Below are 23,831 nucleotides of genomic sequence, written 5' to 3'. Positions count from 1 at the left end.
CCGGCCACGAGCCGGCGCCACGAACGACCGCGACACTAGGAGTCAAGATCCGCCACATGCGTGGCATGTCCATGCATTGTCCGAAAGTGCTTGCCAATCCGGCTGAGAGACACCCTGTCCGAAGCCCGCGCCCCCAAGCCGCCGCCGGACTGCTCTCCCACCAGCACACCACCGCCCGGCCCGGCGCTCGGGTGTGAACCGGGGCGGATCCGCAGCCTTCGACCGCGACGCGGCCGACCGTGCACGAACTCGTCAGGCCAGGGCAGGCGCAAGGAGAGGGGTGTAAATCTAACGGCTCTGTCTCACATTCGGTGGTAATCGTAAGTAGCCACCATGGCTGGAAGTAACACCCCCAGACCAGCATGGGTGAAGCGACCGTCTACACCGTGCACGGTCCGCTCGACGGCGCGTCTGCGACTGCTCTCTTCGGAACTCAGACCAGGCACATTGGCGTTGACGCTCCGTCACCACCGAATGCGAGACAGGGCCGTTAAATTGACACACCCGCGCCTGGACGAGGACGCCGACCTGGCCTGGCGCTGTGACAGGGCCGAATTCGCCGCAGAATGGACCGCGCACGGGGCCGCAGTCGACTTCGGCCGACGTGATCTCACCAGCTTCCACACCGCGATCGCGCGGCACGTGGCCCTGCACGACCCTGCCAGCGTGCTGCGCGAAGTCGAGGCCAAGCAACGCGTGCTGAACCGACACACGCTCACTCCCGTTGAAGACGACCCCGAGCGACCTTGGGACGACCGTGACGACTGCCAGTTCGACGGTTACCTCTGGCCCTGCGACGACTTACTCGATCTCGCCCTGCCCTACCAGGAACACCCCGACTTGAACCGCTCCGGGTCTGATGGAGGCTCCGGAGTGTCCCGGAGCGGTTCAGTTCTGCATGGCCTGGGAGGCGCGCAGGGCGGAGCGCCGGGGCACGACGGTCACCGACTTGGCGAAGCGGGTGAGGAAGGTCGCTTCCTCCATGGCGGTGTTGCCGCCGCCGAGCACCACGATGTCGCGGTCGCGGAAGAAGAAGCCGTCGCAGGTCGCGCACCAGGAGGTGCCTCGCCCGGACAGGTCGTCCTCGCGCGGCAGACCCAGCTTGCGGTAGCCGGACCGGTCGCCACGATCACCGTCTTGGCCCGGTAGACAGTGCCCGCCGTGTCTGTGACGGTCTTGATGTCCCCGGTGAGGTCGACGTCGACGATGTCGTCGTCGACCATCTCCGCGCCGAACTTCTCGGCCTGGGCGCGCATGTTCACCATCAGGTCCGGTCCGTCGATGCCCTCGGGGAAGCCGGGGAAGTTCTCGACCTCGGTCGTCGTGGTCAGCGCGCCGCCGACGAAGATCGCACCGCCGAACACGAGAGGCTTGAGTTCGGCGCGGGCAGCATAGAGGGCGGCGGTATACCCGGCAGGGCCGGAGCCGATGACGATGACCTCACGTACGCCGGTTTCGGTCACGGAGGTCACGCCTCCTGCTTGGCGTCGATCTCGGCGATCAGCGCCTCGATACGGGTCTTGATCTCGTCGCGGATGGGGCGGACGGACTCGACGCCCTTGCCGGCCGGGTCCTCCAGCGCCCAGTCGAGGTACTTCCTGCCGGGGAAGATCGGGCAGGCGTCACCGCAGCCCATGGTGATGACGTAGTCGGACGCCTGGACCGCCTCGGTGGTCAGGATCTTCGGCTTGGCGTCGGCAATGTCGACACCGACCTCCTTCATCGCCTAGACCGCAGCGGGGTTGACCTGGTCGCCGGGGATGGAGCCGGCGGAGCGGACCTCGATCCGGTCGCCCGCGAGATGCTCGAGGAATCCGGCGGCCATCTGCGAGCGCCCGGCGTTGTGGACCGTCGACCGGGCCGTGTTCGAGGGACTCGACCCGGAGGAGGCCCGTGGGGACGTTCACGCTGACTTCCACGATCTCTTCCCAGGAGGCATCCGCCGCCGCAGCCGGCGGACCGGGCAGAGCGGTTGCCGTGGCCCGGATCGCGCCGGTATGGATTCCCGTGACGACGAGAGCCCCCTGTGACATGGGGGCGGCAAGTCCGTTGCTCCAGTCCGCCGTCTGGACAGGGATTTCTCCAGCGTCGAGGACACCGAAGGTGCCTTCGGGGACGTACACGTTGTGTGCGGCGGCCATGTCTCTCCCGGCTGGTATGTCATCGCTCCGGGCGCAAGCGTGTCGTGGCTTGCCCGGGTGTGGGCGGTACGGCAGTGCTGTCCCGGAACGACAGTGCCGTAGGGGGCGCGTGCGGGTGGAAACAGTGACTCTGAGGGGGCTCCGGTGAGATCGTGCTCGGCCCGGAAGAACCGCTTCCGAAGGGCCGTTGAAGGCCGCCGTGGCCAAGCTTGTGGCCGTCAATGGCTGTACCGATGTTCCTTGGCGACGTCGGTTGCAGCCGATGTGATGGTGTCGGAGCACTTGTGGTCCGGCGGGCTGATACGCGATGTGCGTGGTGTACCGAAACGTCGATGCGAGATCGCGCGAACGGGCCGCAGCACGTTTTTCCAACCCTTCGTTGCGAACATGTGCTCTAGGAAATTGTCGCAGTTCAGAGCTGGTATTCGAGTTCCTGCGGCTGAAGAGATCGGAGTATAGGTGCGAAGTGATCTCCTGGTGCGTGCGGTACGGGAACGCCTCGCTCCCGCTGGGCAGGTTTCTTCTCCCAGGGGTATCGCCGCTCGCTGGTATCGGGTCCAATGGTGAGAGTCAGGCCCTTCGCACCCGCGCCGGTCAGAAGAGGCACGCAATGGATCCATGGCTGATCTGGTTGATCATCGCAGCCGTGTTGGCCGCGGCGGAGATCTTCACGCTTACTACTGCGCTCGGAATGCTGAGTGCGGCCGCGTTGGTCACGGCAGGGTCCGCCGCTGTCGGGCTGCCGCTGCCTTTCCAGTTCTTGGTGTTTGCGATCATCGCCACGGTCACGGTGCTGTTCGTGCGCCCCGTTGCCCTGCGCCACGTGCTCCAGCCTCAAGCGGAACGGTTCGGCGTGGACGCGCTGGTCGGCAAGCCCGCCTGTGTCGTCTCGGAGGTGACGGGCATGGGCGGCCGGGTCCGTATCGACGGCGAGGAGTGGACGGCTCGCGCCTACGACGAGACGCTGGTGATTCCGCCTGGAAAGACAGTCGACGTCATGGAGATCAGCGGCGCCACCGCGCTCGTCTACCCCCGGGACTGAAACCATGGAAACCTCGGCGTTCCTCATCGCCGGCCTGATTGTCGCGCTGTTCGCGGTTTTCACCGTGGTGCGGGCGGTCCGTATCGTGCCCCAGGCACGCGCTCGAAATGTCGAGCGACTCGGTCGCTATCACCGGACCCTGAAACCGGGCCTCAGTCTCGTCATCCCCTACATCGACCGCGTTCATCCGGTGATCGACCTGCGGGAGCAGGTCGTCTCTTTCAAACCGCAGCCGGTCATCACCGAGGACAATCTGGTCGTCGAGATCGACACAGTCCTGTACTTCCAGGTCACCGACCCGCGAGCGGCTTTCTACGAGATCGCGAATTTCCTTCAGGCGGTCGAGCAGCTCACGGTCACCACCTTGCGCAACGTCGTGGGATCCATGGACCTGGAAAAGACGCTCACCTCACGGGACACCATCAACAGCCAGCTCCGTGGCGTGCTGGACGAGGCCACCGGCAAGTGGGGGCTGAGGGTCAACCGGGTGGAGATCAAAGCCATCGACCCGCCGCAGTCGATCAAGGACGCGATGCAGAAGCAGATGCGGGCCGAGCGTGACAAGAGGGCCGCGATTCTCGGGGCCGAGGGGCAGCGCCAATCGCAGATTCTCACCGCCGAAGGCGACAAACAGGCCGCCGTCCTGCGCGCGGAGGGCAACCGGACCGCTGCGATCCTCCTCGCTGAGGGCCAGTCCCGGGCTATCGACGAGGTCTTCCAGGCCGTGCACCGCAACGACCCCGATCCCAAACTGCTCGCCTACCAGTACCTCCAGACGTTGCCCCAACTCGCTCAAGGCTCGGGCAACAACTTCTGGGTCATCCCCAGCGAGATCACCTCCGCACTCCAGGGCGTGTCCCGCGCCTTCAGCGAGGTGCTGCCCCAGTCTCCGGCGACCCGCGAGAAACCCACGGACGACATGGCTGCCCAGGCTGCCAAAGACACGGCGCAGGCTGCGGAAGCCGCTGCCGCAGCCCTCGCCGACGCAGCCGAGGCCGATCGCGTCACCCCCGACGCGCTTCCGTCCACCCCGCTGGCTGACGGCGGGTGACACCGCATGTGTCCAAGCAGTTGCGCGAGCCCGTCGGGCCGGTCAGTCAGACGGCCTCACTGTCCGGTCCCGTGGTAGGCACGGGCTGCCCGGCTTACTCCCACAGGTTGCTGCGCAGGATCCTTCACCTGTCGACGGAGCGCCGTAGGACGTTGCGTCCGGCTGCGGAGGTGATGCCGAGGGGCACACCGTGCACGTCGCGGACGAGCAAAGGCGTCATGAGTGCTGCCATGCGAGGGCATCGTCGACACCCGCACGTTGGAGATGTGGTCCAAGTCTACGGAACGGACTCCGGTGAGCATTCGCGCAGTCATGCTGCCCGTCGAGCACCCCGCAGGTTTTCCCTCCTTGCAGGACTCGCCTGACATCAGGAGTGCGAGCGGGCCAGACGCAGCCGGTGACTTGTGGCGGCGACGCCCGCCCTCCAGTGATGGTGTCGGTTCAGGAACCCTGGGGGGAGGAACACGACGACGGGCAGCGCGTAAGCGTCGGCTGGTTAACAGGGCGGAGACCCCTACCCCACCCGCAGATTGCCCAGCAGTCGGGGATCGGCACGCGGCCGCTCGCCTGCCAGATCTCGGCACCCGGCTCGTACCGTCAGCGGGGGCGGGACGTCAGGAGCCTGAGCGCGCGGCGCCATGCTCGCGTCAATGGTCCCGACAGATGCGCACACAGGGGACCTCCCCGGGGAAACGGCGCGGAGGTCTCCTCGGCCATCGCCGTGAAGAAGGGCCGTCCCGGCCGCGTCTGCAGCGTCGTGCTCCAGCGAAAGCCTGGAAAGAGGGCGAGCAGAGAATGGACGAGTTCACGCCCGAGACCGCGGCGCTGCCACTCGTCGTGGATCCAGACATCCAGAATCCACCCTGTGCCGCATTCACGGCAGGCGCGGAACCGCAGCCGCCCGACGACGGCGTCGCGGCGGTCGAGGAGCACCATCTCGGCTGTGGCCTGTTGATCAGCGGTTGCGGCTGCGCCCAGTCGCAGTGTGTGGTGGTTCTGGGCGGCGAGGCTCCAAGACCAGGTCATCCGAATTCACCCTCAGCACCCGGTCGATGCGTCAGAAGCACAGTTCTGTGCACATTCCGGCGCCCGACCCGCTAGTTTCGGGACAGCTCGATTGCCTCTCACGACCCGCGTCTCCCCATCGTCGGAGTGGCGACTCGAAGCACACTATGGCGAACATGTGGCCGATTGTCGGCGACAGGTGAATTCGGCCGCCGACACCGAGCGGTGCAGCATCGTGCCCATGGTGAGGCCAGCTCCCCCACGAACCCTTGCGGCAGCGTTCGCGGACGGATCCGATCGTCGGAGTGCCGCAGAATCGCATGGGCAGTCGCTACCTGAGGGCCCGCCTCAGTGCACGATTGTGTCGGCCTGGAAGCGCCACATCGACGATGAACCCGACGAGAGTGCCTGCGAGATCACCCCAGCCCAGGGCAGTGAAGCCGACAGCGTGCCAGCCACCCGCGGACACCATGAAGGCGGCAAGGGCTCCTGCCCCGGCCGGCGGCGGGTGACAAACGACCGCTGGTGCCATTGGTGAGGGATCCAGGTCTGCTGCTCGGTCCGATCCGGGCTGGTGGTCAGGGTGTGGCCGGTTTCCAGCGATGACCAGGCGAGGGCGAAGTACCGCAGCCACACGTAGACCAGCGAGATGGCCACGGTCGCGGACGACGCCGGTGTCGATGAGCCCGCCGATCATGACGAAGAGGCTGGCGAAGAAGGCGAGGGTGGGCCACTCCACCTCGGCCAGCACGTGGTGGGTGTCAACCGTGGAGACGGCGATGAGGACTCCGGCACCGGCGAGGACGACGATGCCTGTCGTGAACCTCCTCGCGGGGCCGGTCCTGCCGGCTCCCAGCAGGACGGCGGACGGCTTGACAGTCCGGTAACGATCTGCGTGAGCGAATACCTGCACAGTGCAAAGAAACATACGATCCACCGCATGAACAGAGCTGTGAAGATCGGCATAGCCGGTACCTGTACGGCGTTGCTCGTCCTCGGGGGGCTCGGCACCTACAACGTCGTACAGGCGATGTCCTCCGGGCCGACGGGCAGTGGTGAGACCAAGGCGGCGCGCAGTTTCGACCCGGCGGCGGTGTCGAGCGAGCCGCCCTCGGACGCCAAGGCCGTCAAACTGGCCCGCGCGTTCCTGGACAACTGGTCCAAGCAGCGGCTCGACCAGGCCGCGAACGACACCGACGCGTCGATCACGGCTGTATCGGCCTTGCGGGGATACGCCGACGGCCTGCACCTGAAGACGCTGACCTTCAACCAGGTCACCTCGGCGGGACCGTCGACGGTGACCGCGGGCGCCACCAAGGTCACCTTCGACGTCACGGCCCAGGTGGCGGGCGGCACCTGGACGTACCCGGGCGCGGTGGCGATACGGCAGAGCACCAGCGGCCAGTTGGCGGTGCACTGGAACAACTCGGTGCTCTACCCCGGCCTGGGCGACGATCAGTCGCTGACTGCGGGCAGGCTTCCTGCAGGCGCGAACACCGCCAAGGTCGTGGCGAGCGACGGCAGGACCGACCTCGCCCGCTTCTCCTCGCTGCACGACATCGTGGCGACGATCAGCAAGAACGCCACCCCGACCGGCGGCAGCACCGGCACCGGCGTCGCCGTGGTCGACGCGGCCGGCGACGGCGTGAAGACACTGCGGGTCTTCTCCAAGGGGAAGGCTCCCGTCATCAAGACCACCATCGACGCCTCCCTCCAAGAGGTGGCCGAGACCGCGGTCAAGGACGCGCACCTTCAGGACAAGCCCGCCGGAACGGTGGCGCTGGACTGGAGGACCGGTCACATCCTCGCGATAGCCCATACCGGCGCGGACGGCGACATCGCTGTCAACGGCATCAAGTCACCGGGCTCCACCATGAAGATCATCACTTCGGCGGCCCTCTTCGACCAGGTCGGCCTCACCCCGAACAGCGCCGCCCCCTGCACTGACTCGCTGACGGCCAACAGCCAGCTGTTCCACAACGATTCCGGGGTGCGGGCCAACCCCGCCTCCACCCTTACCCAGGCATTCACGGTCTCGTGCAACACCGCCTTCATCAAGGACGGCTTCCACAACCTCGTGCACGACGGAGACGCCTCCGCCCTCCACGACGAGGCCGTCAACGTCTTCGGCATGGGCAGCTGGTCGATCGGCGGGGGAGTCGCCACCACCGACCCGAGCATCCCGCCTGATGTCCAAGGTGGCGACCAGGCGGCCCAGTTCATCGGCCAGGGCAAGGTCACGGCCACCCCGCTGTTCATGGCGTCCGTGGCAGCCACGGTGCGAGGCGTCGGCTTCAAGCAGCCCGTCATCCTCCCCGGACAGCACCAGGACACCGCGCCCCGGCCCATCTCCGCCCGCACGGCCGGCTACCTGCAGACGATGATGCGTTCCGTGGCCACCGGCGGGACTGCGGCACCCCGGCTCGGCGGTCTGGCCGGCGTCGGCGCCAAGACCGGCACCGCGGAGGAGGGCGACCACACCAACGGCTGGCTGACCGCGTACAACTCCCACATCGCCGTCGCCGCCCTGGTCGAGGGCGGCAGCTCCGGTGTGGACTCCGCCGGGTACGTCGTCCGGCACCTGCTCACAGAGAGCTGATGCATCGTCGGCAACCACAACTGCGGCTGCGGCACGGACCGTTCCCCGGCCTGGCCGACTTCACGCCTGACCTCTGTTCGGGCGGAAGGGGGATGTTACCTGTCGGTGATCCCGTCGAGGGGCGGCTCGGGCCTTAGGGCTTCTGCGTGCTCGGTCCGTGAGTGAGACCTGGGAGGGGGAGAGCAGTTCTGCTGCCGCGGGCCTTTGTACCCGACGGCGCGTGCGACTGGACGGCAAGGGACGCGAGCCTATGGGCGGCGTTGTATCCGCTCCAGTGGGCTCGACCGCTCTGGCCGACGCTGTAGACGTTGGTCGCGACGGTGGCCGCCGTGTTCCTCCCTGCCAGGGGGCCCACGTGAGGCAGGGCAAATCCGTGCGGTGCGCACTGGCCCGACGTGTGCACGTGGGGCCCGTTGCTGGTTCTGCTGCTGAGGCCGCCGCGTTTCCCCGAGTTGGTGCTGCCTGACATGCCCGGTGTTCGCTGCGGTGGTCGCCGCCGACGACCGCGATGCAGATCGCGCCGTTGAGGCGCATGGCCCGGCGCATTGCGATGGTGATGGCGGGCGGACACGGTCAGCCCCTTCGTCGTACGGCGCGAGATTGTGTTCTGGCCGTCTTTGCGTCGTGCCACGATCCTCGGCGGCCGGCCCCGGCAACGGCCGAGAACGTGCACGATGCCGCTTCACACAACGTCTTCTCATGCGGCGTCAGCCGGCTTTCCATCCCCAGGGTGTGTCGACACGCGCCCACTCCTCGTCCCATTGCCTCGACTGCCGCCGGGCCAGGCGAAGGCGGACCAGCTGGGCGCCGACGAGCAGGCCACCGGCCGCCCCGAGACCGACCAGCACGCCGGTCCAGGCCGCTTGGAGTGACGCTTCACCGGGCGCGAGAGGCTTCGAGGTCAGCCGGCCCCGCCGGTCGAGCCACACCGTGGCGAGGGTGCCCGCCTTCGCGTCGGGGCGCACCTTCGTCTGGCCGGTGTGCGTCGAGCCGTCCGGCGCCGTCCAGCGCACGGTGGCCCAGACGTGACTGCCGTCGAGGGCCGACGCCGAGGTTTTTCCCGGCGCGTTCACTGTGAGGACGGCTGAGACCGGGTGGCGCTCCGCCCTTTGCCGGTCCAGCCCGTGGCCCACCGCGGACCCGGCTGCCAGTCCCGCGAGCAGACCTCCGCAGAGCGCGATCAACCATGCCGCGAGGAGGATCCAGGCATCGGCGACGTCGCTGCGGCGCCTGAGCGGATTGTGGCGCCAGCGCCACATCCATACCTTGCCGCATCGGGTCCTTGCCATGGCTGACATCCCCTTCGCGAGCACTGACAGGTCCGTGGCTCTGTTCTCAGTGTCCTCCCGTCGATGCTCCCGACGACCTGACGTATGAGGTGGGTGGTGCTGGTGTGGCGTCGTTATTGCACCTGTTACATGAGTTTGGACTCGACTTTGCATAGTGCAAATTAGGATGGCGGGGTCGCGCGACAGACGATCTGACAACGCTGCAGGCATTCCGGGGGGATCCGGGTAATGAGTGACCTTGGCACGCGCCGACGTGTCCGTCGTTTCACGGTCGGCGCGGTGGTGGTGCTCGCGCTGGCCGGTATGAACGGGCCGTGGCTGTACCGCTTCGGGAGCGAGAAGTATCACCAGTACGCGATCAACAGACCCGAGTACAAGGCGAAGAACGGGCACTGGGACATCGTCAACGTCCCCAGGGAGTTCCGGCAGAACACGATCCACGGGGCCTTGTTGCAGACCGGCAAGGTGCTGCTGGTCGCCGGCTCGGGCAACAACCTCGACAACTTCGACGCGAAGAACTTCCGCTCGGTGGTGTGGGACCCGGTCAAGAACACCTACCAGGAGATCAGGACGCCCAGCGACCTGTTCTGCACCGGGCAGATCCATCTGGCCAACGGCAACCTGCTGTTCGCGGGCGGTACCAAGCGCTACGAGAAGCTGAAGGGTGACGTCACCAAGGCCGGCGGGCTGATGGTCGTCCACAACGAGGACCCGGATAAGCCGATCACCCTGTCGGCCGGCACCCGCTTCACCGGCAAGCAGAACCACAAGACCTTCGTCTCCAAGGACCCGGTCACCGTCGCTCCGGCGAAGAAGATCTTCGACAGGAAGACCGGGAAGTTCCTGCGGACCGAGGCCAGTCTGGGTCGCATCTACGTCGAGGCGCAGAAGAGCGGCACCAAGTACGAGACGGGCTACCAGGAGAACTACCGCGTTCAGGGACTGACCGGCTCCGACACCCACAACGTGTACGGCATCGCCAACAAACTCGGCCTGGACAAGAAGGACTTCCAGGGCATCCGCCAGGCATACGAGTTCAACCCGTACACGCAGAAGTTCACCAAGGTCGCCTCGATGAACGAGGCGCGCTGGTACCCGACCCTGGCGCGGCTCGCCGACGGCCGGGTCCTGGCCCTGTCCGGCCTGGACGACATCGGCCAGATCGTGCCGGGCAAGAGCGAGATCTACGACCCGAAGACCAAGACCTGGAAGTACAGCGGGAAGATCCGCCAGTTCCCCACCTATCCGGCCGTCTTCCAACTGCCCGACGGCACGTTCTTCTACTCCGGCTCGAACGCCGGCTACGGACCCGCCGACGTCGGCCGGGCCCCGGGCATCTGGCACTTCGACACCAACAAGTTCGCCAAGCTGCCCGGCCTGGACGACGCGAACCTGATGGAGACCTCCGGCGCGGTCCTGCTACCGCCCGCCCAGGACGAGACGTTCATGGTGGTCGGTGGCGGCGGCATCGGCGAGTCCCCCAAGTCGTCGAGCAAGACCCGGATCATCGACCTCACGGCGAAGAACCCGCAGTTCGTGGACGGGCCCGAGCTGGAGAAGGGCACCCGCTATCCAGAGCTGTCGGTCCTGCCCGACGACACCGTTCTGATCACCGGCGGCTCCCAGGACTACCGGGGCCCGTCCTCGGAGAACATCCTGCAGGCCCGCATCTACGACGCGAAGACCGGGAAGATGCGCCGGGTCGCCGACCCCGAGGTGGGCCGCAACTACCACTCCGGTTCGATCCTGCTGCCCGACGGACGGGTGATCACGTTCGGCGGTGACTCGCTCTTCGCCGACAAGGCCAAGTCCAGGCCGGGCGTCTTCGAGCAGCGCCTGGAGATTTACACGCCGCCCTACCTGTACCGGGACTCGCGGCCCTCACTGACGAGCGGCCCCAGCACCGTCAAGCTCGGAGCGACTGTCACCTTCGCCACCAAGTACGCATCGGCGATCAAGACGGCGCGGCTGATCCACCCCAGCTCCACCACCCACGTCACCGACGTCGAACAGCGCTCCATCGCCCTCACCTTGAAGAAGACCAAAGACGGCACGGGAATTGAGGTCACCGTCCCGAACAACCGCGACATGGTCCCGGCGGGCTGGTACATGTTCTTCGTGACCGACGACCAGGGCACCCCGTCCAAGGCACTGTGGGTCCGGGTACGGTGAGGACGCAGATGTTCTTGCCCCGGTCCGTTTCGCGCCCGCTGCCCCGATACGGTCCTCCGCGCCCGGGTGGCCTGCGGCGTCGGCCGTGGTGGCATCGTGCATGGGGGCTGTGTGCGGTGCTTTTGGGTGCTGTCGCAATGTTGTGGGCGGTCGGTGGTCTCACTGCCCTACCTGCGGCAGTGGCGGAAGAGCGGGGATTTCTCTCCGCTCTCCCGTGCACCGAGGCCGGCGCCAGTGTCAGCCGGGCGGACTGCATATACACCGTACGAGCCACCGTGACGGGAACGGTGATCCAGCACGCTGGGAGAGAGGATACGTACCGGCTCAAGCTGTCGGGTCCCACTCCCGCGTCCGGCTCCCTCGACATGGGCTCTGCGGGCCCCGTCCTGAAGCGGTTGCACCCCGGGGACCGGGTGAGCGTCACCGTGTGGCGACACTATGCAACTGCCGTCAGCCTGGGCGGTCTCACCCAGGAGACCAACGACAACCCCGTGGGGGACCCGGATATCGACACTGCTCTGGTGCTGGGGGCGCTGGCCTGCGGAGCGTACCTGCTGTGGGCCGGTGGCTTCGCCCTGCTGCGAGCACGCAATGCCGCCGAGCGCGGATTGCCCGCTTCCCTGATCCCGTTGGGCAAGACCACAGCCGGTGCGGCGCTGGTGGCGTGGCCGGCCTGTCTTGTTGGCGTCGGGTGGGGAGGGCCTGTGGCGGTGGTGGCGGCTTGGCTGGTGATGCTGCCAGTGGTCGGGTGGATCGTAGCGGTACGAGAGCGCGCCAGGCGCCGCTGAGCTGCTTGGGCCGGGGCCCTGAAAACCGTCACGACGGTCACGTCGCCGCAGTCCACGGTCCATGTGCGGGAGTCGTCCTGGAATTGAGCAGCAGAGTCGCTCTGGTCAGTCCCTCGGCCCGTCGTCGAGCAGCCGGTACCAGTCGTCGAGGATGGTGTCCCAACCGTATCGGGGGTTGGTCGCGTTGCCCATCGCCTCTCGGGATTGTTCGGCGAGCGCGACTCGGTCCGTGTACAGGCGGTCCAGTGCCTCGGCCACGGCGGACGGGGTGACGGCTCGGTGCTCGATGTAGTCGCCGGAGTAGGTGACCGGCGCGCCGACCGGGAGCAACAGCGCGCCGGTGGGCCAGAGTTCGGTGCACGTGGGGTGGGCCGGCATGACCTGGGCCGCACCCGTGGCGGCGTGTTCGAAAGAGACGAGTCCGAAGCCCTCGGCCGTCGCGGTGTTCAGACCCACATCGCAGGCGCTGTAGACCAAGTTGAGCTGCTGGTCCGTGAGGTGGGGGAACTCGGCACTGTCCTGATCCGTCGTGAGGAGTCGTCCGGCCCTGCGCAGGGCGAGGTAACTGGACGGGTCCGGCAGGGTGTTGGGGTCCAGACCGGCGTGCAGGTACAGCTTGGCGTGGGGCGGCTTGTCGTGGGCGAAGAGGGCGAAGCCGCCCAGGGTGAGGTCCAGGCGCTTGCGGAGGTTGTGCCGGTTGGCGTTGAGGACGACGAAGGCGTCGTCCAGGTCGACACGGTCGGGGAAGAGCAGTCGGCGGGCGTGACGTCGTGGGCGTCGTGGTGGGTGGAAGGCGGTGAGGTCGACGCCGTGCGGGACGACCGGTGCGGTGAGATTGGTCAGGCCGCTCAACTGGGCGCTGCCGAAACGGGTGCAGGCGATGACGAGGTCCGCGTCGGACAGGCCCGCGATCAACTCCGGCCGGGTGACGGGGCCGTCGAGGGGGCAGTAGGCGAGGACGGTGGTCCGGGGACTGTGTGCTCGTATCAGCGCCGTGTGCTGGGCGGTGATCCACAGGTCGTGCAGCACGACGACCGTGTCGGGGCGTACGGCGTCGAGCAGGGAGGGCAAGCTGCGCAGGCCGTAGGGGTCGCCGGGGAGTGGGTTGTTGTGCGTGGTCCAGGGGGTGCGGGGTGGCGGGCCCGGCCAGTTGACGGCCGCGTGCTGGACGTCGTAGCCGCGCAGGTGCAGGCCCGCCAGCAGCGAACGCAGGATCCGTGCGTAGCCGGTGGGCCGGACACCGTGCCCGACCACCAGGATTCTGCGCGGCGGCGTCAATCGATGTCGCCGGGGCCGATGGCGTAACCGTTGCCGTCCGTCCTGCGGTAGAAGAGCACCTCCAGTTGGGCGGCGGTCGGAGGTGACCATGGTTCCGCCTGGATCGTTTCGACCGCCGTGCCCACGCCCTGGCCGAAGATGCCGACGACGATGACCGTCGCGGGTGTGCCGAGGGAGCTGCCGTTGTCGTTGTGGGTGAGCCAGTAGTCGAGCCGGTCGCCGCAGCCCGCCGCGCGCAGGACGTTGACGAAGGCGGGGGTCGGTACGGCGTTCCAGTTGATGTTGAAGCCCGCCAGGATCAGGACGTTGCCGCCGGCGGTGAGGTTTCCCGCGGAGAGGTCGGCGTACATCTCGTCGTAGAGCGCCGCGTAGGCGTTGGGCCAGGTGCTGGCGTTCATCGTGTAGTACCGGTCGAAGAGTACGGAAGCGCTGCCCGTGATGTCAGTGCCGTCCAGGACGACGACCTGGTAGCCGGCGTTGCCCTTCGGCGGTGCGGCGGGGGCGATCAGCCGTCCCAGGGTGATGGCCGGCGTGACCGGCGTGATTGGTGGGGACAGCGAGGTGATCGCGTTCACCACCAAGTTGGGGCGCATGGTGGTGCCGTAGGCGTCCCATGCCTGCTGGACGACCTTGCGGCGCGGACCGCACAGTTCCCAGATGCCGGTGAGGCGGAAGTCGACCACGGCGGGATCGGTCGCTATGGAGTCGATCCAGGCCGCGTAGGTTGCGACGCTGCCCGGCGAAGGGTTCCAGGGATCGAGCGCGGCGACCTTCGCGCCCTTCGTCGGGTCACTGCCGACCGCTTGGAGGCTGACGCTGGTGGAGGTGGAGTACGCCTTCCACCCGGCGGTGTTCGTGATGTCCGCCGAGATGCTGCCGCTCTGGGTGAGCGCCTCGTACTGGGCGGAGAGCGCGGCCGAGATCTCGGTGTCGCTCACCTCGGACGTCTTCTCCGTGGCCACCCAGAACCCGAGCGACGCCCCGAGGGTCACCTCGCTGGTGAAGTAGGTCCCGAAGGTGTTGAAGAAGTCCTCGAACGGCTCCAGGTTCTCGGACGTCAGCGAGAACGGGAGCGTGGCGAGCCGGTCCGTGAATTCCTTGGTTAAATACTGCACCGTCGGAGACAGCTGCAGACGGGCCAACTGGGCATAGACGTTCCGATAGGCGAAAGTGTACTCGCGGGAGGTTGCGTACTCATTTGAGTAGGCGGCTTTCAGTTCGCCCGAGAAGGCGCCGTACGAAGCGTCGACATTCGCGTGTACGGCGATCGAGTTCTGGAAACTGTCCCGGGTGTCGGAGACGGTCGCGAGGTAGTAGGTGGTGGTGTCCTCGATTCCGCTTGCTATCGCCGGTATCTGATAGTCGCGTCCGAGAAAAGTGAACACCTGGTTTCCGCCGGCGCGCAGATCGAAAAGCGGAGTGATGAGGCTGTCGGCGCTGAACGTGCCATAGACGTTGAACCCCTGCCCGAGCGCGTTCGCCTGGGACAGAAAGGGAAGCTCCGCGGCCGACGGCGGGACTGAGCGAGGCATGAGGTCTCTTCCTGTTCGCTACGGGATTCGGTGCGGGAGCGGCGCGCCTACCGGTGGCCGTGAGGCGTGGGTGCGGGGTCCGGCAGACGGAGCGGAGCCGGGCCGCGCCTGCCGATCTCTGCGCTGATCGCCTCGTAGAGGAGGAGGTCGTTGGCCGCCGCAGCCTGCTCCTCGGCGTCCGAGCCCTCCGGATAGCGCGCCAACCGCTCGCGCAGCTCCCGCACTTGGGCGTCCACCGCCGCCAGGACATAGCGGTGGGTCTTCGACTCCCATCCCATGGGCTGCTCCTCCGCCGACACCTCGCCGTGGCCCACAAGGGCCGCCGCCCGGACGGGTGTGAACACCCGGCCCCCGAGTTCCTCCTCGGTCTTCCTCCTGGTCCAGGGGGCCGCTTTCCGCAGGGCCGCCTTGTAGTCCGCCAGCGGCATGTCCGTGGTCGGTTTCCAGAGATAGTGATGGGCCAGGTTCGCCCTGTCGTCGTAGAGCGTGAGGCCGGCAGGTACGTCCGAGCCCCCCGGCAGAGTCCACCATCGGGTGTCGGAATCCAGCCTGATGTCGTACGTGCTGATTCCCTCAGCCATGCCCTGCACCCATTCCACGCCGTCCAGCGTGTATATCGTGGCGTCGACCGGTCGGACATTGTCCATCGCCGGACTGCTGGCGGTGCCTCTACGCCATAATTCCACGGGTGTGGGCATGAGGAACCTCACTTCCGGGCGCCCCGACGGCGCCAGGGGGAATGGATGGATGAGTTCCGTTTTCTGTCACAGGGAAATGCGGCAAGAGAGAGCTTGGGTACCCAGAATGCATATGTCAACCGTCGCGTCGTGAACCTACTCACTCTTTACTGGGCCCCACGTCCGGAGGCAGGGCTGTTGCAAAGTCTCGTGATCGCGGTGGACGTACGCACGCGGGCCGCCGGCACCGGACGGTGGTCCGACTGGCTCCGTCTGGACGGCGACGCCCGCGCGGACGAGACCGCCCGGCGAGGCGGCACCGGTCCGGCCTGGGCCGGGTTCTCGGACGGCGCCGACATCCGCATCCACGCGGACATGGACTCCTCCCTGCCCGCCGGGCTGGGTCTGGCGCTGATCGATCACGGCCAGAGCCAGACCGGGGCAGTGGACCTCGCGCGTCTCCCGCTAGCCACCGTGCAGGCGGCACCGGGAACGCCGTCCCTTTCGCCGAAGCCGTCGATCGTGTCGCGTACCGGATGGGGCGCGGACGAGTCGATCAGCCCCGCGGCCCCCGTCTACCTCCCCCGCGGGAAGACCAAGGCGGTGGTGGTCCACCACACCGCTGAGAGCAACACCTACGCGTGCGCCGACGCCCCGGCCGTCGTACGGGCCATCTTCGCCTACCACGTTCAGCAGCTGGGCTGGAGAGACATCGGCTACAATTTCCTCGTCGACAAGTGCAGCACCGTCTACGAGGGCCGCACGGGCGGCTGAACGTCAGCAACAGCGGCAGTCACGCCTACCAGCGCGTAGACCTCGGCGTGTTCGCCTCCCAGGTCGACGAGGACGACTACCTCACCGACACCAGCCACCTCACCCTGCAGTTCAAGGACCCCGCCTCCGGCACGTGGACCGACATCTCGCTGGACGAGAACGACGAGGGCGCCGGCTACCTCGGCTACACCGACGTCAAGGCCCACGAGTTCTTCTCCATCGACCTGCGCCTGGCCGTCAACAAGAAGAAGGCCCCCGCCGGCCTCGGCTTCGCCATCAGCATCGGCATGTACGCCGACGACGAGGGCAACTGCGTCTTCTCCGGCGACGACAGCTACTACGAGTTCGACATCCTCAAGGCCGGCGGCGCGCCCGGTCCGCCCGGGTGACGCCAAGCCGCAGGGCGGCAGCAAGCCGCGGCCCAAGCCCGTCGGCAACAAGGAGATCGACCCGCAGGGCACTCTCGCCCACACCGGCTCCGGCTCCCTGCTCCCGGCCATCGCCCTGGCGGGCGGCGCGGCCGTTGCCGTCGGCGGCGGTGCCGTGTTCCTGGTCCGCCGCCGCAAGACCGCGGGCTCCGGATCCATGGCCTGACGGCTGGCAGTCCCAGTAATCAGTACCGAAGGGGGCGCACCCACGCGGGTGCGCCCCCTTCGCCGTATCCGCATGCGCGCTTCTGCGTGATCGGGAGGCACTGCTGCGAGTCTCCAAGACCGGCCAGGTAGGGGAAATACCCGGAACGTTCAAAGATCAGGTCGTTGACGTAGCGTCCCGGTGTCCTATCCGTCCAGCGGGGCGGGTCGGCGGAGTCGGCCGGGTGACGGTCGCCGGTGATCCCGGCGGCCGGTTCGTGGATGAGGACCTGGGTCAGGGCGCGTCCGGCGTCCATGACGGCTTCGGCGTGGGACTCCTCGGAGCCCACGGGTGCGTCGATGGGTCGTTTGCCAACGCTGTGGTGTTCTGCCGGGTCGAGAACGCCCGCGAGGGCGAAGACCTCGATGAGAATCATGCCTGCATGCTCGATCGGGCGGGCCGTCGCGGTCGTCGTACGGAAGGAACGGGTTGGGTTATTCCGAGGGGAGTGGAGGGCTACTGCGGCGGGAGTACGGCGGCCCTCAGCCACCGGTGCGCGTGCGGTTGCGGGTCCTGATCCGGAAGATCACCAGCCCGACCGCGGCGAACCCGGCCGCCCAGCTCAGGCCGAGCGCGAGGTGGCCCCACAGTGCGGTGTTCCCGAAGGAGCCGCCGACGGCGAACTGCATGGGCCCGAAGGAGGGGAACCACTCCAGGACGGGCTTGTTGGCGAGCGGGTTGCCCAGCGGGTTCTGCAGGAAGGTGTCCATCAGCCCGCCCATGATGATGAGGAAGAAGCCCTCCAGGTCGTGCTTGACCAGGACGCCGAGGAGCAGTCCGAGGGCGCCGTAGGTGAGTGCGATGGCGGTGAAGCCGGCGAACACGGCGAACCAGCCGCCGGGTTCCGGACGCCAGAAGGGCAGCATCGCGAGCGCGGTGTAGAGCGCGATCGCCCCCGCGACCAGGGCGATGGACAGGGACTTGGCTCCGATGAGCGTGCTCTGGCGGTATCCGGCGAACACCAGGCGGCGGTCGAAGGTGAGGGCCTTGCGGACGGCGTCGAAGACGACGAACCCGGCGATCATCGTGACGGAGTTGAGGCCGGCTGAGATCAGGGTCAGCTGGCCGCCGTCGACGTGCAGGACCCGGCCGGTGGCGTAGAGCTTGAAGTCCAGTGGTGTGTGTCCGGCCAGGGCGTCCATCATCAGGTACCAGGCGGGGACGAAGAGGACGAGCAGCAGTGCGGCGAGCCGGTTGCGGGTCTGGTCGCGCACGCAGAAACGCAGGGCGGTGAGGAACTGCCCGTACAGCGACGGAAGTTGGGGTGTGTCAGGCGCCGACATGGTGGTCCTCCCTCGACGTCGTGCGCGGGGCGAGGCGGCCGTCGGTGAGGTCGGCCAGCAGGTCGAAGCGCTCCTGCTCGAAGACGAGGTGGGTGATGACCACGATGGCCTTGCCGCGGGCGCGCAGATCCTCGACCAGGTCCCAGAAGCGCAGGTAGGTCTCCCAGTCGAAGCCCTGGTAGGGCTCGTCGAGGAGGAGGACGTCCGGGTCGTGCAGGAGAGCCAGGGTGAGGTTGAGCTTCTGCCGTGTGCCGCCGGACAGTTTGCTGGCGGGGGATGCTCCGTACTGCTCGTAGCCGAGGAGGCGGACGAGTTCACGGCCGCGGTCCAGGTCGGGCAGGCGGTGGGCGGCGGCGAAGTAGCGCAGGTGCTGGTCGACGGTGAGGCTCGCGTTCAGGACGGGGTCCTGCGGGCAGTAGCCGAGGGCGCCGGACAGCGTCACCTCGCCGCTGTCGGCGGGCAGGGTGCCGGCCAGGATCTTCAGCAGGGTCGACTTTCCGGCGCCGTTCTCCCCGACGACGGCGACGAGTTGGCCGGGCGTGACGGTGAGGTCGGCGCCACGCAGGACGGGGTGCTTGCCGTAGGACTTGCGGATATCGCGGGCCTGAAGTGCGGGCGTTGGTACGGGGGTTGATCCGGGCGTCATGTGCGGTCTCCCTGGGGGGCGTCTCCTTGCGGTTCTGGTGGGGGCGCGTTCAGTCCGCCGGCGTAGATGCTGAGCATCTCGGGGGCCCAGCGGGCCATGCCGTCGGCCGACAGCGGGTCCGTGTCCAGGACTTCGGTGAGGCGGTCGCGCAGCAGGAACAGGGCGAGGTCGTTGGCGAGGAGGAAGGCGGCGCGCACCGCCGGATCCCTTCCGGGGGCGGCCAGTCCCGCTGCCGCCAGACTGTCCAGCGCGGCCCTGCTCAGTTCGTACAGGCGCCGGAACAGCAGCTGCGCGGCGTCTGTGTCGGACAGCAGGAGCCGGCGCAGGTAGCTGGGCAGCGGTGAGTCGTCGGGCAGGTGCCGGGCGAACAGCTCGCTCAGTGAACTCGCCCCGGCCCCGGGATCGAGCAGCTCCGCCCCGCCGTCACCTGTCAGCTCACCGAGCATGGCCTCGAAGACGTCCAGGACGTACTGGTCGACCTCCTGTCGCAGGCCCTCCTTCGACCCGAAGTGGTGCATGACCAGCCCTGGCGACACGTCGGCGGCTGCGGCGATCTGCCGCATCGTCACCGCCTCCCACCCGCTCGCGGCGAAAAGGCGCAGGGCTTCGTCGCGGATGACTGCGCGGGTGGTCCGGTCGTCACGGATTGAACGCATGTGCAGGATACTAAACGAGCGTTCAATCGCTGTCGAGGGAGGCGAAACGCCTTGTGTCTACGGGGTACATCACCCGGCACGGGGCCTCGGCGGGAGCGTGTCCGCGTAGGCCGGAGCGGACGGCGGTGCGGTCGCGGTGGGCGCGCCGTCCGGCAGTACCTCATCGGACCGCTGGGAAGTGGTGACCGTGGGCGCGCCGCCGGGGGCGCCCGAACGGCTGGGAGAGGGTCCCGACGGCCACGAGCACCGCGGCGACCGTTGCGAGGACGCGGCCCACCCGTCGCCTCCGGGCCGGGCCGTCCATGTCCCGCCATGGCGGGCCGGGCTGTTGTTCGTCCGGCTGCCACACCTCGCCCACCCCATCGAAAGATGCCGGCCAGGGTTCGGCAGGCGCACCCTCTCGCCTCTCCAGCCGCACGCCGGGTGAGTCCGCCGGATCGGAGCGGCTCCCGGCTGCCCGCTCTCGTGCGGAGGCCCGGATGGCCTGCTCGGTGTCGCCGAGAAACCGCCGCCATACGGTGTCCGGGATGGGCGGAACACCGCCCCCTCGTCCGGTGTTCCGCCCTGGCCTGGGTCTTCAGCGGCCATGGTCCCCGTCCTCCTCGGCCGGGCCCATTCTGCGGGCCGCAGTGGACCGCACGGATCGGCGGAGAGGGGGCGGAGTGCGCGCATTTCCGAGAGTCGAGTGGTGGGGGGCCTGTCGGCGGTCGGTGTGTCGCCCCCCACTCCGGATAGCGTGCCGATCACTCCTGGGCGCTGGGCGACACCGACCGCCGACTCGGCCCCCGAGTACAAGTTTTGCATAGTGCAAAAGATGGGCCCAGGGCTTTGGGGTGGTCTTGGTCTGGAGTTGAACCCGCGCGGTGTCCGGGCTTTACGGCAGCCGGGTTCCCGGGCCGGCGTCCAGGCGTACGAAGGGGATGTTCCGGCCGGCCTCCCGGAATCCGGCATCGGTGCCGTCGGGCGGCAGGCCCATGAACGTGCAGAGGCGTTGTGCGGTCCGTGGGCGGCGTCGGCCATAGCGGGCCATGATCTCGGCACCGTCGTCCGGTGTGAGGAAGCGGGCCGTGACGGCGTGATGGCGGGTGCCCACCACGATCAGGGTCTTCGGCTCCGCGCGCAGATTGCGGTACCAGGCCGCCTGCGGACCGAAGTCGGACGCGATGGTCCAGCTGCTCTCGTCCGGTGCGTACTCCACCACCTCCAGGACCACGTGGCGGTCGACTCTGGTGATGCGGCCCACATGATGCAGCAGGAGCAGCCTGCCACCGAAGATCCACCCCAGCCCGCAGCGGAAGAGCGGTATCGGCAGGCGGGCGAGGAACCGCCGCCAGCCGGTGGGGAGTTGAGGCCGTTCCGGTCGAGCCTGTCTGTGGGGCATCTTCGCCTTCCGACGTCGGACTTGTCGGCTCCCGGCCTCTATTGGGTAAAAGGCCGGGCCGTGAGCCTCTTCCTCACAGGAACCTTTGCATAGTCTAAATCCGGAGAGGGGCGTCTGTGCCAAAAGCGATCAGACGGCTCTCATGCGCTGAAACTTTTCCTGGAGGACGCATGAACGGGCAGAAGCCGACGCAGGGTTCTGCGGTGCTGTCCTGGATGCCGGTGGCGGCCATGGCCGTGGTGGCCGTGGTAGACATCGTCGCCGGTCCCGGGGTGGGGCTCCTGCCGCTGGTCTCGCTGGGGCCGGCGTTCTCCGGGCTGGTCGGCGGGTGGCGCCGTACGGCCCTGACCGGTTCGGTGGCCCTGGTGCTGTGCGTGGGGCTCGGGCTGTACGACGGGCTGTTCGAGGAGCGCCGGGGCTTCACCGCGATGGCGTCGGTGGCGGGCGTGACAGGGGTGGGTATCGCGGCGGCCGTGACACGCTCGCGCCGGGAGGCGGAGCTGGCCAGTGTGCGGTCGATCGCGGAGGTGGCCCAGCGGGTGCTGCTGCGGCCGGTGCCGCGCACTGCGGGCCCGTTACAGGCGGCGGTGTCGTACACCTCGGCGGTCGCGGAGGCGCGCATCGGCGGTGACCTGTACGAGATGGTGGCCTCGCCGCACGGGATCCGGGCGATCGTGGGGGATGTGCAGGGCAAGGGGCTGGCCGCGGTGGAGACGGCCGCCGTGGTGCTCGGTGCCTTCAGGGAGGCGGCGCACGACGAAGCCGACCTGGTCGGGCTCGGGGAACGCCTGGAGCGCAGTGTGGCCCGGGAGTTGGAGGGCGAGAAGTTCGTCACCGCGATCCTCGCGGAAATCGGCTCGGACGGTGACGTCGTCTTCCTCAACTACGGTCACCCGGCTCCCATGGTCGTACGCCAGGACGGCACGGTCGACTTCCCGCAGCCGCCCGTGTACGCCCTCCCCCTGGGACTCGGTGCCCACGGCACCGAAGGGCCGAAGCCCTACCGGGTGGACTTCGCCCCCGGCGAGCAGCTGCTGTTGTATACCGACGGGGTCACCGAGGCCCGGGACGCGGGCGGCTCCTTCTACCCCCTCGGCGAGAGGGCGGACCTGCTCAAGGAACCCGACGCAGGCCGCGCCCTGGAGGCGCTGCGCGAGGACCTGGTGCGCCATGTCGCAGGGCCGCTCCACGACGATGCCGCGATGCTCCTACTGCGCTACCACGGTCACGGGGAAGGAAAATCTGTTCCCATCGGGTGAGGGGGCACCACCTTCGGCAAGGTAGAAAGGACGTATGCAGGAGCGTGAGAACCCCGCGGGGACGATGGACGACGTCGACGCGGTCACCCGTGCGGTGCTGACCGCCTCCCGGCTGCTGGTGGCGGTCTCGGCCCGCTCGCTCGCCGAGGTCGAGGAAGGGGTGACGCTGCCTCAGTTCCGGATGCTGGTCGTGCTGTCCACTCGCGGTGCCACCAAACTGGTGACCCTGGCCGACCTGCTGCAGGTGGCGCCGTCCACGGCGATGCGGATGGTCGACCGGCTGATCGCCGCCGGTCTCGCCGACCGGCAGACCAACCCCGGCAACCGTCGCGAAACGCTGCTGCAGCTCACCGAGGAGGGCCGGCGCACGGTCGAGGACGTCACCGCCCGGCGCCGCTCCGAGATCGTCGCCATTGTCGAGCGGCTCTCCCCGATTCAGCGCCTGGCGCTCGTCGAGGCCCTGGGCGCCTTCAACAAGGCGGGAGGCGAGCCCCCCGCCCCCGCCCTGGACGACCCTGAACCGCACCCTCTCGGCTGGGTCGTCGACGGCGTGATGGCCCACGACACCTGACGGCCCTCGGCCGCTCGTCACGATTCCCGGACCGCTCTTTTCCGAGCCCCGAAGATTTTGCATAATGCAAGGGAATCGTGAACGTCAGCCGCGCGGTCCTGCCACGGCAACACGCGCGACGTGCGGTCGTCCTGTCGCGGGGGTGCTCCTCCGGGCGGCGGAATGAACGGCCGCCGACGGACGGGAAGATACGGGAGTGTGAGACGCGTGCGCCTGAGGGGTTACCACTCGTCCTCGTCCGAGCGTCACCTGATGGCGTACTTGCGCACCATGGTGTGGGGCCCGGCGGAGTTCGTCGGGCGGCCACCCTGGTGGCTCGTGGGGGAGGGGCTCCTTGCCGGGGGCCTCGGTGCCGGGGCGATCGTCGGCACTGCACTCTTCGGGGCCTGGACGGGGAGGCCCTCGCTGGCCGACGGCGAGGCGGGCCTGGTGTGTACGGGGGCGCTGACCGTATATCTGTCCGTCGTGGGGGTCGGACGTGCACTGATCGGCATCGTCGCGCTGCTCGGTGTGTGTCTTGCGCTCCAGGCCCCGCAAGCAGCGGCCGGGGTGGTGCTTGCCGAACGGGGGCAGCTGCAGTCCGTGGTGGTGACCTCGGTCGACGACGGCCGCGCGGCCGAAGGCGGGCACGCCCGCTACCTGTGTTCGGTGGCGGACCGCGACGGCGTCCCCCTCAAGGTCCGCATCTGGCGCGGCTGCGGAGAAGCCACCCGGCCCGGAGACGCGCTCGCAGTCGTGTCCGACCCCGAGGGACGGGTATCCCCGCGCGGTGCGCAGACGGGGTCCGGTGTTCCGGGGCCGCTGCGTGACCTGGCTCCGTGGGGCGTCGCCCTCGTGGCCGCGAGCGTGATCGCCGTCGTCCGCTCCTACCGGCTCTCCGTGCCTTCCGTCGCCCTGGCGTCTCCCGGGCGGGGCATCGTCGCGGACCGTTGATCATCCAGCCGTCGGGCTGGGTGTGGGCGAGACGGTGTTGACGTTCAGGTCAGGACGGGCGGTGAGGGCGACGAGGGGTGCGCCGGCCTGCGGCGGGGGCGGGGTGACCTGGTCCTTGGGC

22 protein-coding genes and 4 pseudogenes are annotated in these 23,831 nt (G+C 68.2%); 12 read left to right on the top strand and 14 right to left on the bottom strand.

The features are described from left to right. Positions 1-333: 333 nt before the first annotated feature. Positions 334-831: pseudogene (locus SPR02S_RS65545) on the top strand (DUF6221 family protein); the annotation flags it as partial. Positions 832-891: 60 nt separating this feature from the next. Here the strand turns inward: SPR02S_RS65545 and SPR02S_RS58500 are convergent. After that, a pseudogene (locus SPR02S_RS58500) lies at positions 892-1,463 on the bottom strand (NAD(P)/FAD-dependent oxidoreductase); the annotation flags it as partial. A 5-nt stretch (positions 1,464-1,468) separates the two neighbouring features. After that, positions 1,469-1,825 (bottom strand): annotated as a pseudogene (locus tag SPR02S_RS58495) (arsenate reductase ArsC). A gap of 926 nt (positions 1,826-2,751) precedes the next feature. On the opposite strand from SPR02S_RS58495, the gene SPR02S_RS53320 reads away from it, so the two are divergent. Further along, positions 2,752-3,183, top strand: a complete 432-nt coding sequence (locus SPR02S_RS53320) for an NfeD family protein (RefSeq protein ID WP_019065242.1) — start codon at positions 2,752-2,754, stop codon at positions 3,181-3,183. A gap of 4 nt (positions 3,184-3,187) precedes the next feature. After that, positions 3,188-4,234, top strand: coding sequence for an SPFH domain-containing protein (locus tag SPR02S_RS53315; RefSeq protein ID WP_019065241.1), 1,047 nt, complete (start codon positions 3,188-3,190; stop codon positions 4,232-4,234). A 597-nt stretch (positions 4,235-4,831) separates the two neighbouring features. Here the strand turns inward: SPR02S_RS53315 and SPR02S_RS66420 are convergent. The 3 genes and pseudogenes from SPR02S_RS66420 to SPR02S_RS66415 form a co-directional block, all read right to left on the bottom strand. Beyond that, entirely contained in the window at positions 4,832-5,170 is a 339-nt protein-coding gene (locus SPR02S_RS66420) for a GNAT family N-acetyltransferase (RefSeq protein WP_373283457.1), read from the bottom strand. 417 nt (positions 5,171-5,587) lie between these two features. Then, entirely contained in the window at positions 5,588-5,896 is a 309-nt protein-coding gene (locus tag SPR02S_RS63880; protein ID WP_019065240.1) for a hypothetical protein, read from the bottom strand. A 52-nt stretch (positions 5,897-5,948) separates the two neighbouring features. Then, a pseudogene (locus SPR02S_RS66415) lies at positions 5,949-6,167 on the bottom strand (hypothetical protein); the annotation flags it as partial. 12 nt (positions 6,168-6,179) lie between these two features. Between SPR02S_RS66415 and SPR02S_RS53300 the strand changes: the two are divergent. Then, the gene (locus SPR02S_RS53300) at positions 6,180-7,838 is read left to right on the top strand and encodes a penicillin-binding transpeptidase domain-containing protein (RefSeq protein WP_026151720.1); all 1,659 of its coding nucleotides are present in this window, start codon (positions 6,180-6,182) and stop codon (positions 7,836-7,838) included. 707 nt (positions 7,839-8,545) lie between these two features. Here the strand turns inward: SPR02S_RS53300 and SPR02S_RS53295 are convergent. Beyond that, positions 8,546-9,127: an Rv1733c family protein gene (locus SPR02S_RS53295; RefSeq protein ID WP_026151719.1), complete on the bottom strand. Its 582-nt coding sequence runs from the start codon at positions 9,125-9,127 to the stop codon at positions 8,546-8,548. A 228-nt stretch (positions 9,128-9,355) separates the two neighbouring features. Here SPR02S_RS53295 and glxA point away from each other — a divergent pair, with 228 nt between their 5' ends. Further along, a complete protein-coding gene (glxA, locus tag SPR02S_RS53290; protein WP_019065236.1) occupies positions 9,356-11,299 on the top strand; it encodes a radical copper oxidase GlxA in 1,944 nt (647 codons plus the stop codon). Between the two features lie 425 nt (positions 11,300-11,724). Next, positions 11,725-12,087 carry a hypothetical protein gene (locus SPR02S_RS58485; RefSeq protein WP_158698025.1) on the top strand — a complete coding sequence of 121 codons (363 nt, stop codon included), beginning with the start codon at positions 11,725-11,727 and terminating at the stop codon, positions 12,085-12,087. Between the two features lie 105 nt (positions 12,088-12,192). Here the strand turns inward: SPR02S_RS58485 and SPR02S_RS53280 are convergent, their stop codons facing one another. Genes SPR02S_RS53280 through SPR02S_RS59435 form a run of 3 tightly spaced genes read right to left on the bottom strand, consistent with a single transcriptional unit; the run spans position 12,193 to position 15,544 of the window. Then, positions 12,193-13,341 carry a glycosyltransferase family 4 protein gene (locus SPR02S_RS53280; protein WP_019065234.1) on the bottom strand — a complete coding sequence of 383 codons (1,149 nt, stop codon included), beginning with the start codon at positions 13,339-13,341 and terminating at the stop codon, positions 12,193-12,195. Positions 13,342-13,361: 20 nt separating this feature from the next. Then, complete coding sequence (locus tag SPR02S_RS53275) at positions 13,362-14,897, bottom strand: MAC/perforin domain-containing protein (RefSeq protein WP_019065233.1); 1,536 nt, start codon at positions 14,895-14,897, stop codon at positions 13,362-13,364. Positions 14,898-14,944: 47 nt separating this feature from the next. Beyond that, on the bottom strand, positions 14,945-15,544 hold the full coding sequence (locus tag SPR02S_RS59435) for a Tse2 family ADP-ribosyltransferase toxin (protein WP_019065232.1): 600 nt from the start codon (positions 15,542-15,544) through the stop codon (positions 14,945-14,947). 228 nt (positions 15,545-15,772) lie between these two features. Here SPR02S_RS59435 and SPR02S_RS62060 point away from each other — a divergent pair, with 228 nt between their 5' ends. From SPR02S_RS62060 to SPR02S_RS66020, 3 genes are read left to right on the top strand one after another with little or no spacing between them, the layout of a single operon-like run. Beyond that, positions 15,773-16,348, top strand: coding sequence for a peptidoglycan recognition protein family protein (locus tag SPR02S_RS62060; RefSeq protein WP_245607787.1), 576 nt, complete (start codon positions 15,773-15,775; stop codon positions 16,346-16,348). Next, positions 16,312-16,737, top strand: coding sequence for a hypothetical protein (locus SPR02S_RS65540; RefSeq protein WP_019065230.1), 426 nt, complete (start codon positions 16,312-16,314; stop codon positions 16,735-16,737). The genes SPR02S_RS62060 and SPR02S_RS65540 overlap by 37 nt, the downstream gene beginning before the upstream one ends. Positions 16,738-16,792: 55 nt before the next feature. Further along, on the top strand, positions 16,793-16,942 hold the full coding sequence (locus tag SPR02S_RS66020) for an LPXTG cell wall anchor domain-containing protein (protein ID WP_306305774.1): 150 nt from the start codon (positions 16,793-16,795) through the stop codon (positions 16,940-16,942). Positions 16,943-16,961: 19 nt separating this feature from the next. Here the strand turns inward: SPR02S_RS66020 and SPR02S_RS53255 are convergent, their stop codons facing one another. The 5 genes from SPR02S_RS53255 to SPR02S_RS53235 form a co-directional block, all read right to left on the bottom strand. Next, positions 16,962-17,357 carry a hypothetical protein gene (locus SPR02S_RS53255; RefSeq protein WP_019065229.1) on the bottom strand — a complete coding sequence of 132 codons (396 nt, stop codon included), beginning with the start codon at positions 17,355-17,357 and terminating at the stop codon, positions 16,962-16,964. 106 nt (positions 17,358-17,463) lie between these two features. Then, complete coding sequence (locus SPR02S_RS53250; protein WP_019065228.1) at positions 17,464-18,264, bottom strand: hypothetical protein; 801 nt, start codon at positions 18,262-18,264, stop codon at positions 17,464-17,466. Beyond that, entirely contained in the window at positions 18,251-18,910 is a 660-nt protein-coding gene (locus tag SPR02S_RS53245; RefSeq protein WP_019065227.1) for an ABC transporter ATP-binding protein, read from the bottom strand. Before SPR02S_RS53245 ends, SPR02S_RS53250 begins: the two co-directional genes overlap by 14 nt. Further along, complete coding sequence (locus SPR02S_RS53240) at positions 18,907-19,566, bottom strand: TetR/AcrR family transcriptional regulator (RefSeq protein WP_019065226.1); 660 nt, start codon at positions 19,564-19,566, stop codon at positions 18,907-18,909. Before SPR02S_RS53240 ends, SPR02S_RS53245 begins: the two co-directional genes overlap by 4 nt. An 874-nt stretch (positions 19,567-20,440) precedes the next feature. Then, the gene (locus tag SPR02S_RS53235; RefSeq protein ID WP_019065225.1) at positions 20,441-20,947 is read right to left on the bottom strand and encodes a nitroreductase family deazaflavin-dependent oxidoreductase; all 507 of its coding nucleotides are present in this window, start codon (positions 20,945-20,947) and stop codon (positions 20,441-20,443) included. Between the two features lie 170 nt (positions 20,948-21,117). Between SPR02S_RS53235 and SPR02S_RS53230 the strand changes: the two genes are divergently transcribed. From SPR02S_RS53230 to SPR02S_RS53220, 3 genes are all read left to right on the top strand, one after another. Beyond that, positions 21,118-22,206, top strand: a complete 1,089-nt coding sequence (locus SPR02S_RS53230) for a PP2C family protein-serine/threonine phosphatase (RefSeq protein ID WP_019065224.1) — start codon at positions 21,118-21,120, stop codon at positions 22,204-22,206. Between the two features lie 34 nt (positions 22,207-22,240). Next, positions 22,241-22,777, top strand: coding sequence for a MarR family winged helix-turn-helix transcriptional regulator (locus SPR02S_RS53225; protein ID WP_019065223.1), 537 nt, complete (start codon positions 22,241-22,243; stop codon positions 22,775-22,777). Between the two features lie 252 nt (positions 22,778-23,029). Then, the gene (locus tag SPR02S_RS53220) at positions 23,030-23,710 is read left to right on the top strand and encodes a hypothetical protein (protein WP_020684314.1); all 681 of its coding nucleotides are present in this window, start codon (positions 23,030-23,032) and stop codon (positions 23,708-23,710) included. The last annotated feature ends 121 nt before the right edge of the window (positions 23,711-23,831 follow it).

It is taken from the genome of Streptomyces prunicolor NBRC 13075 (assembly GCF_000367365.1).
Classification (GTDB): domain Bacteria; phylum Actinomycetota; class Actinomycetes; order Streptomycetales; family Streptomycetaceae; genus Streptomyces; species Streptomyces prunicolor.
Note: the sequence above shows the minus strand (reverse complement) of the source record. Positions and strands in the feature narration are given on the sequence as shown.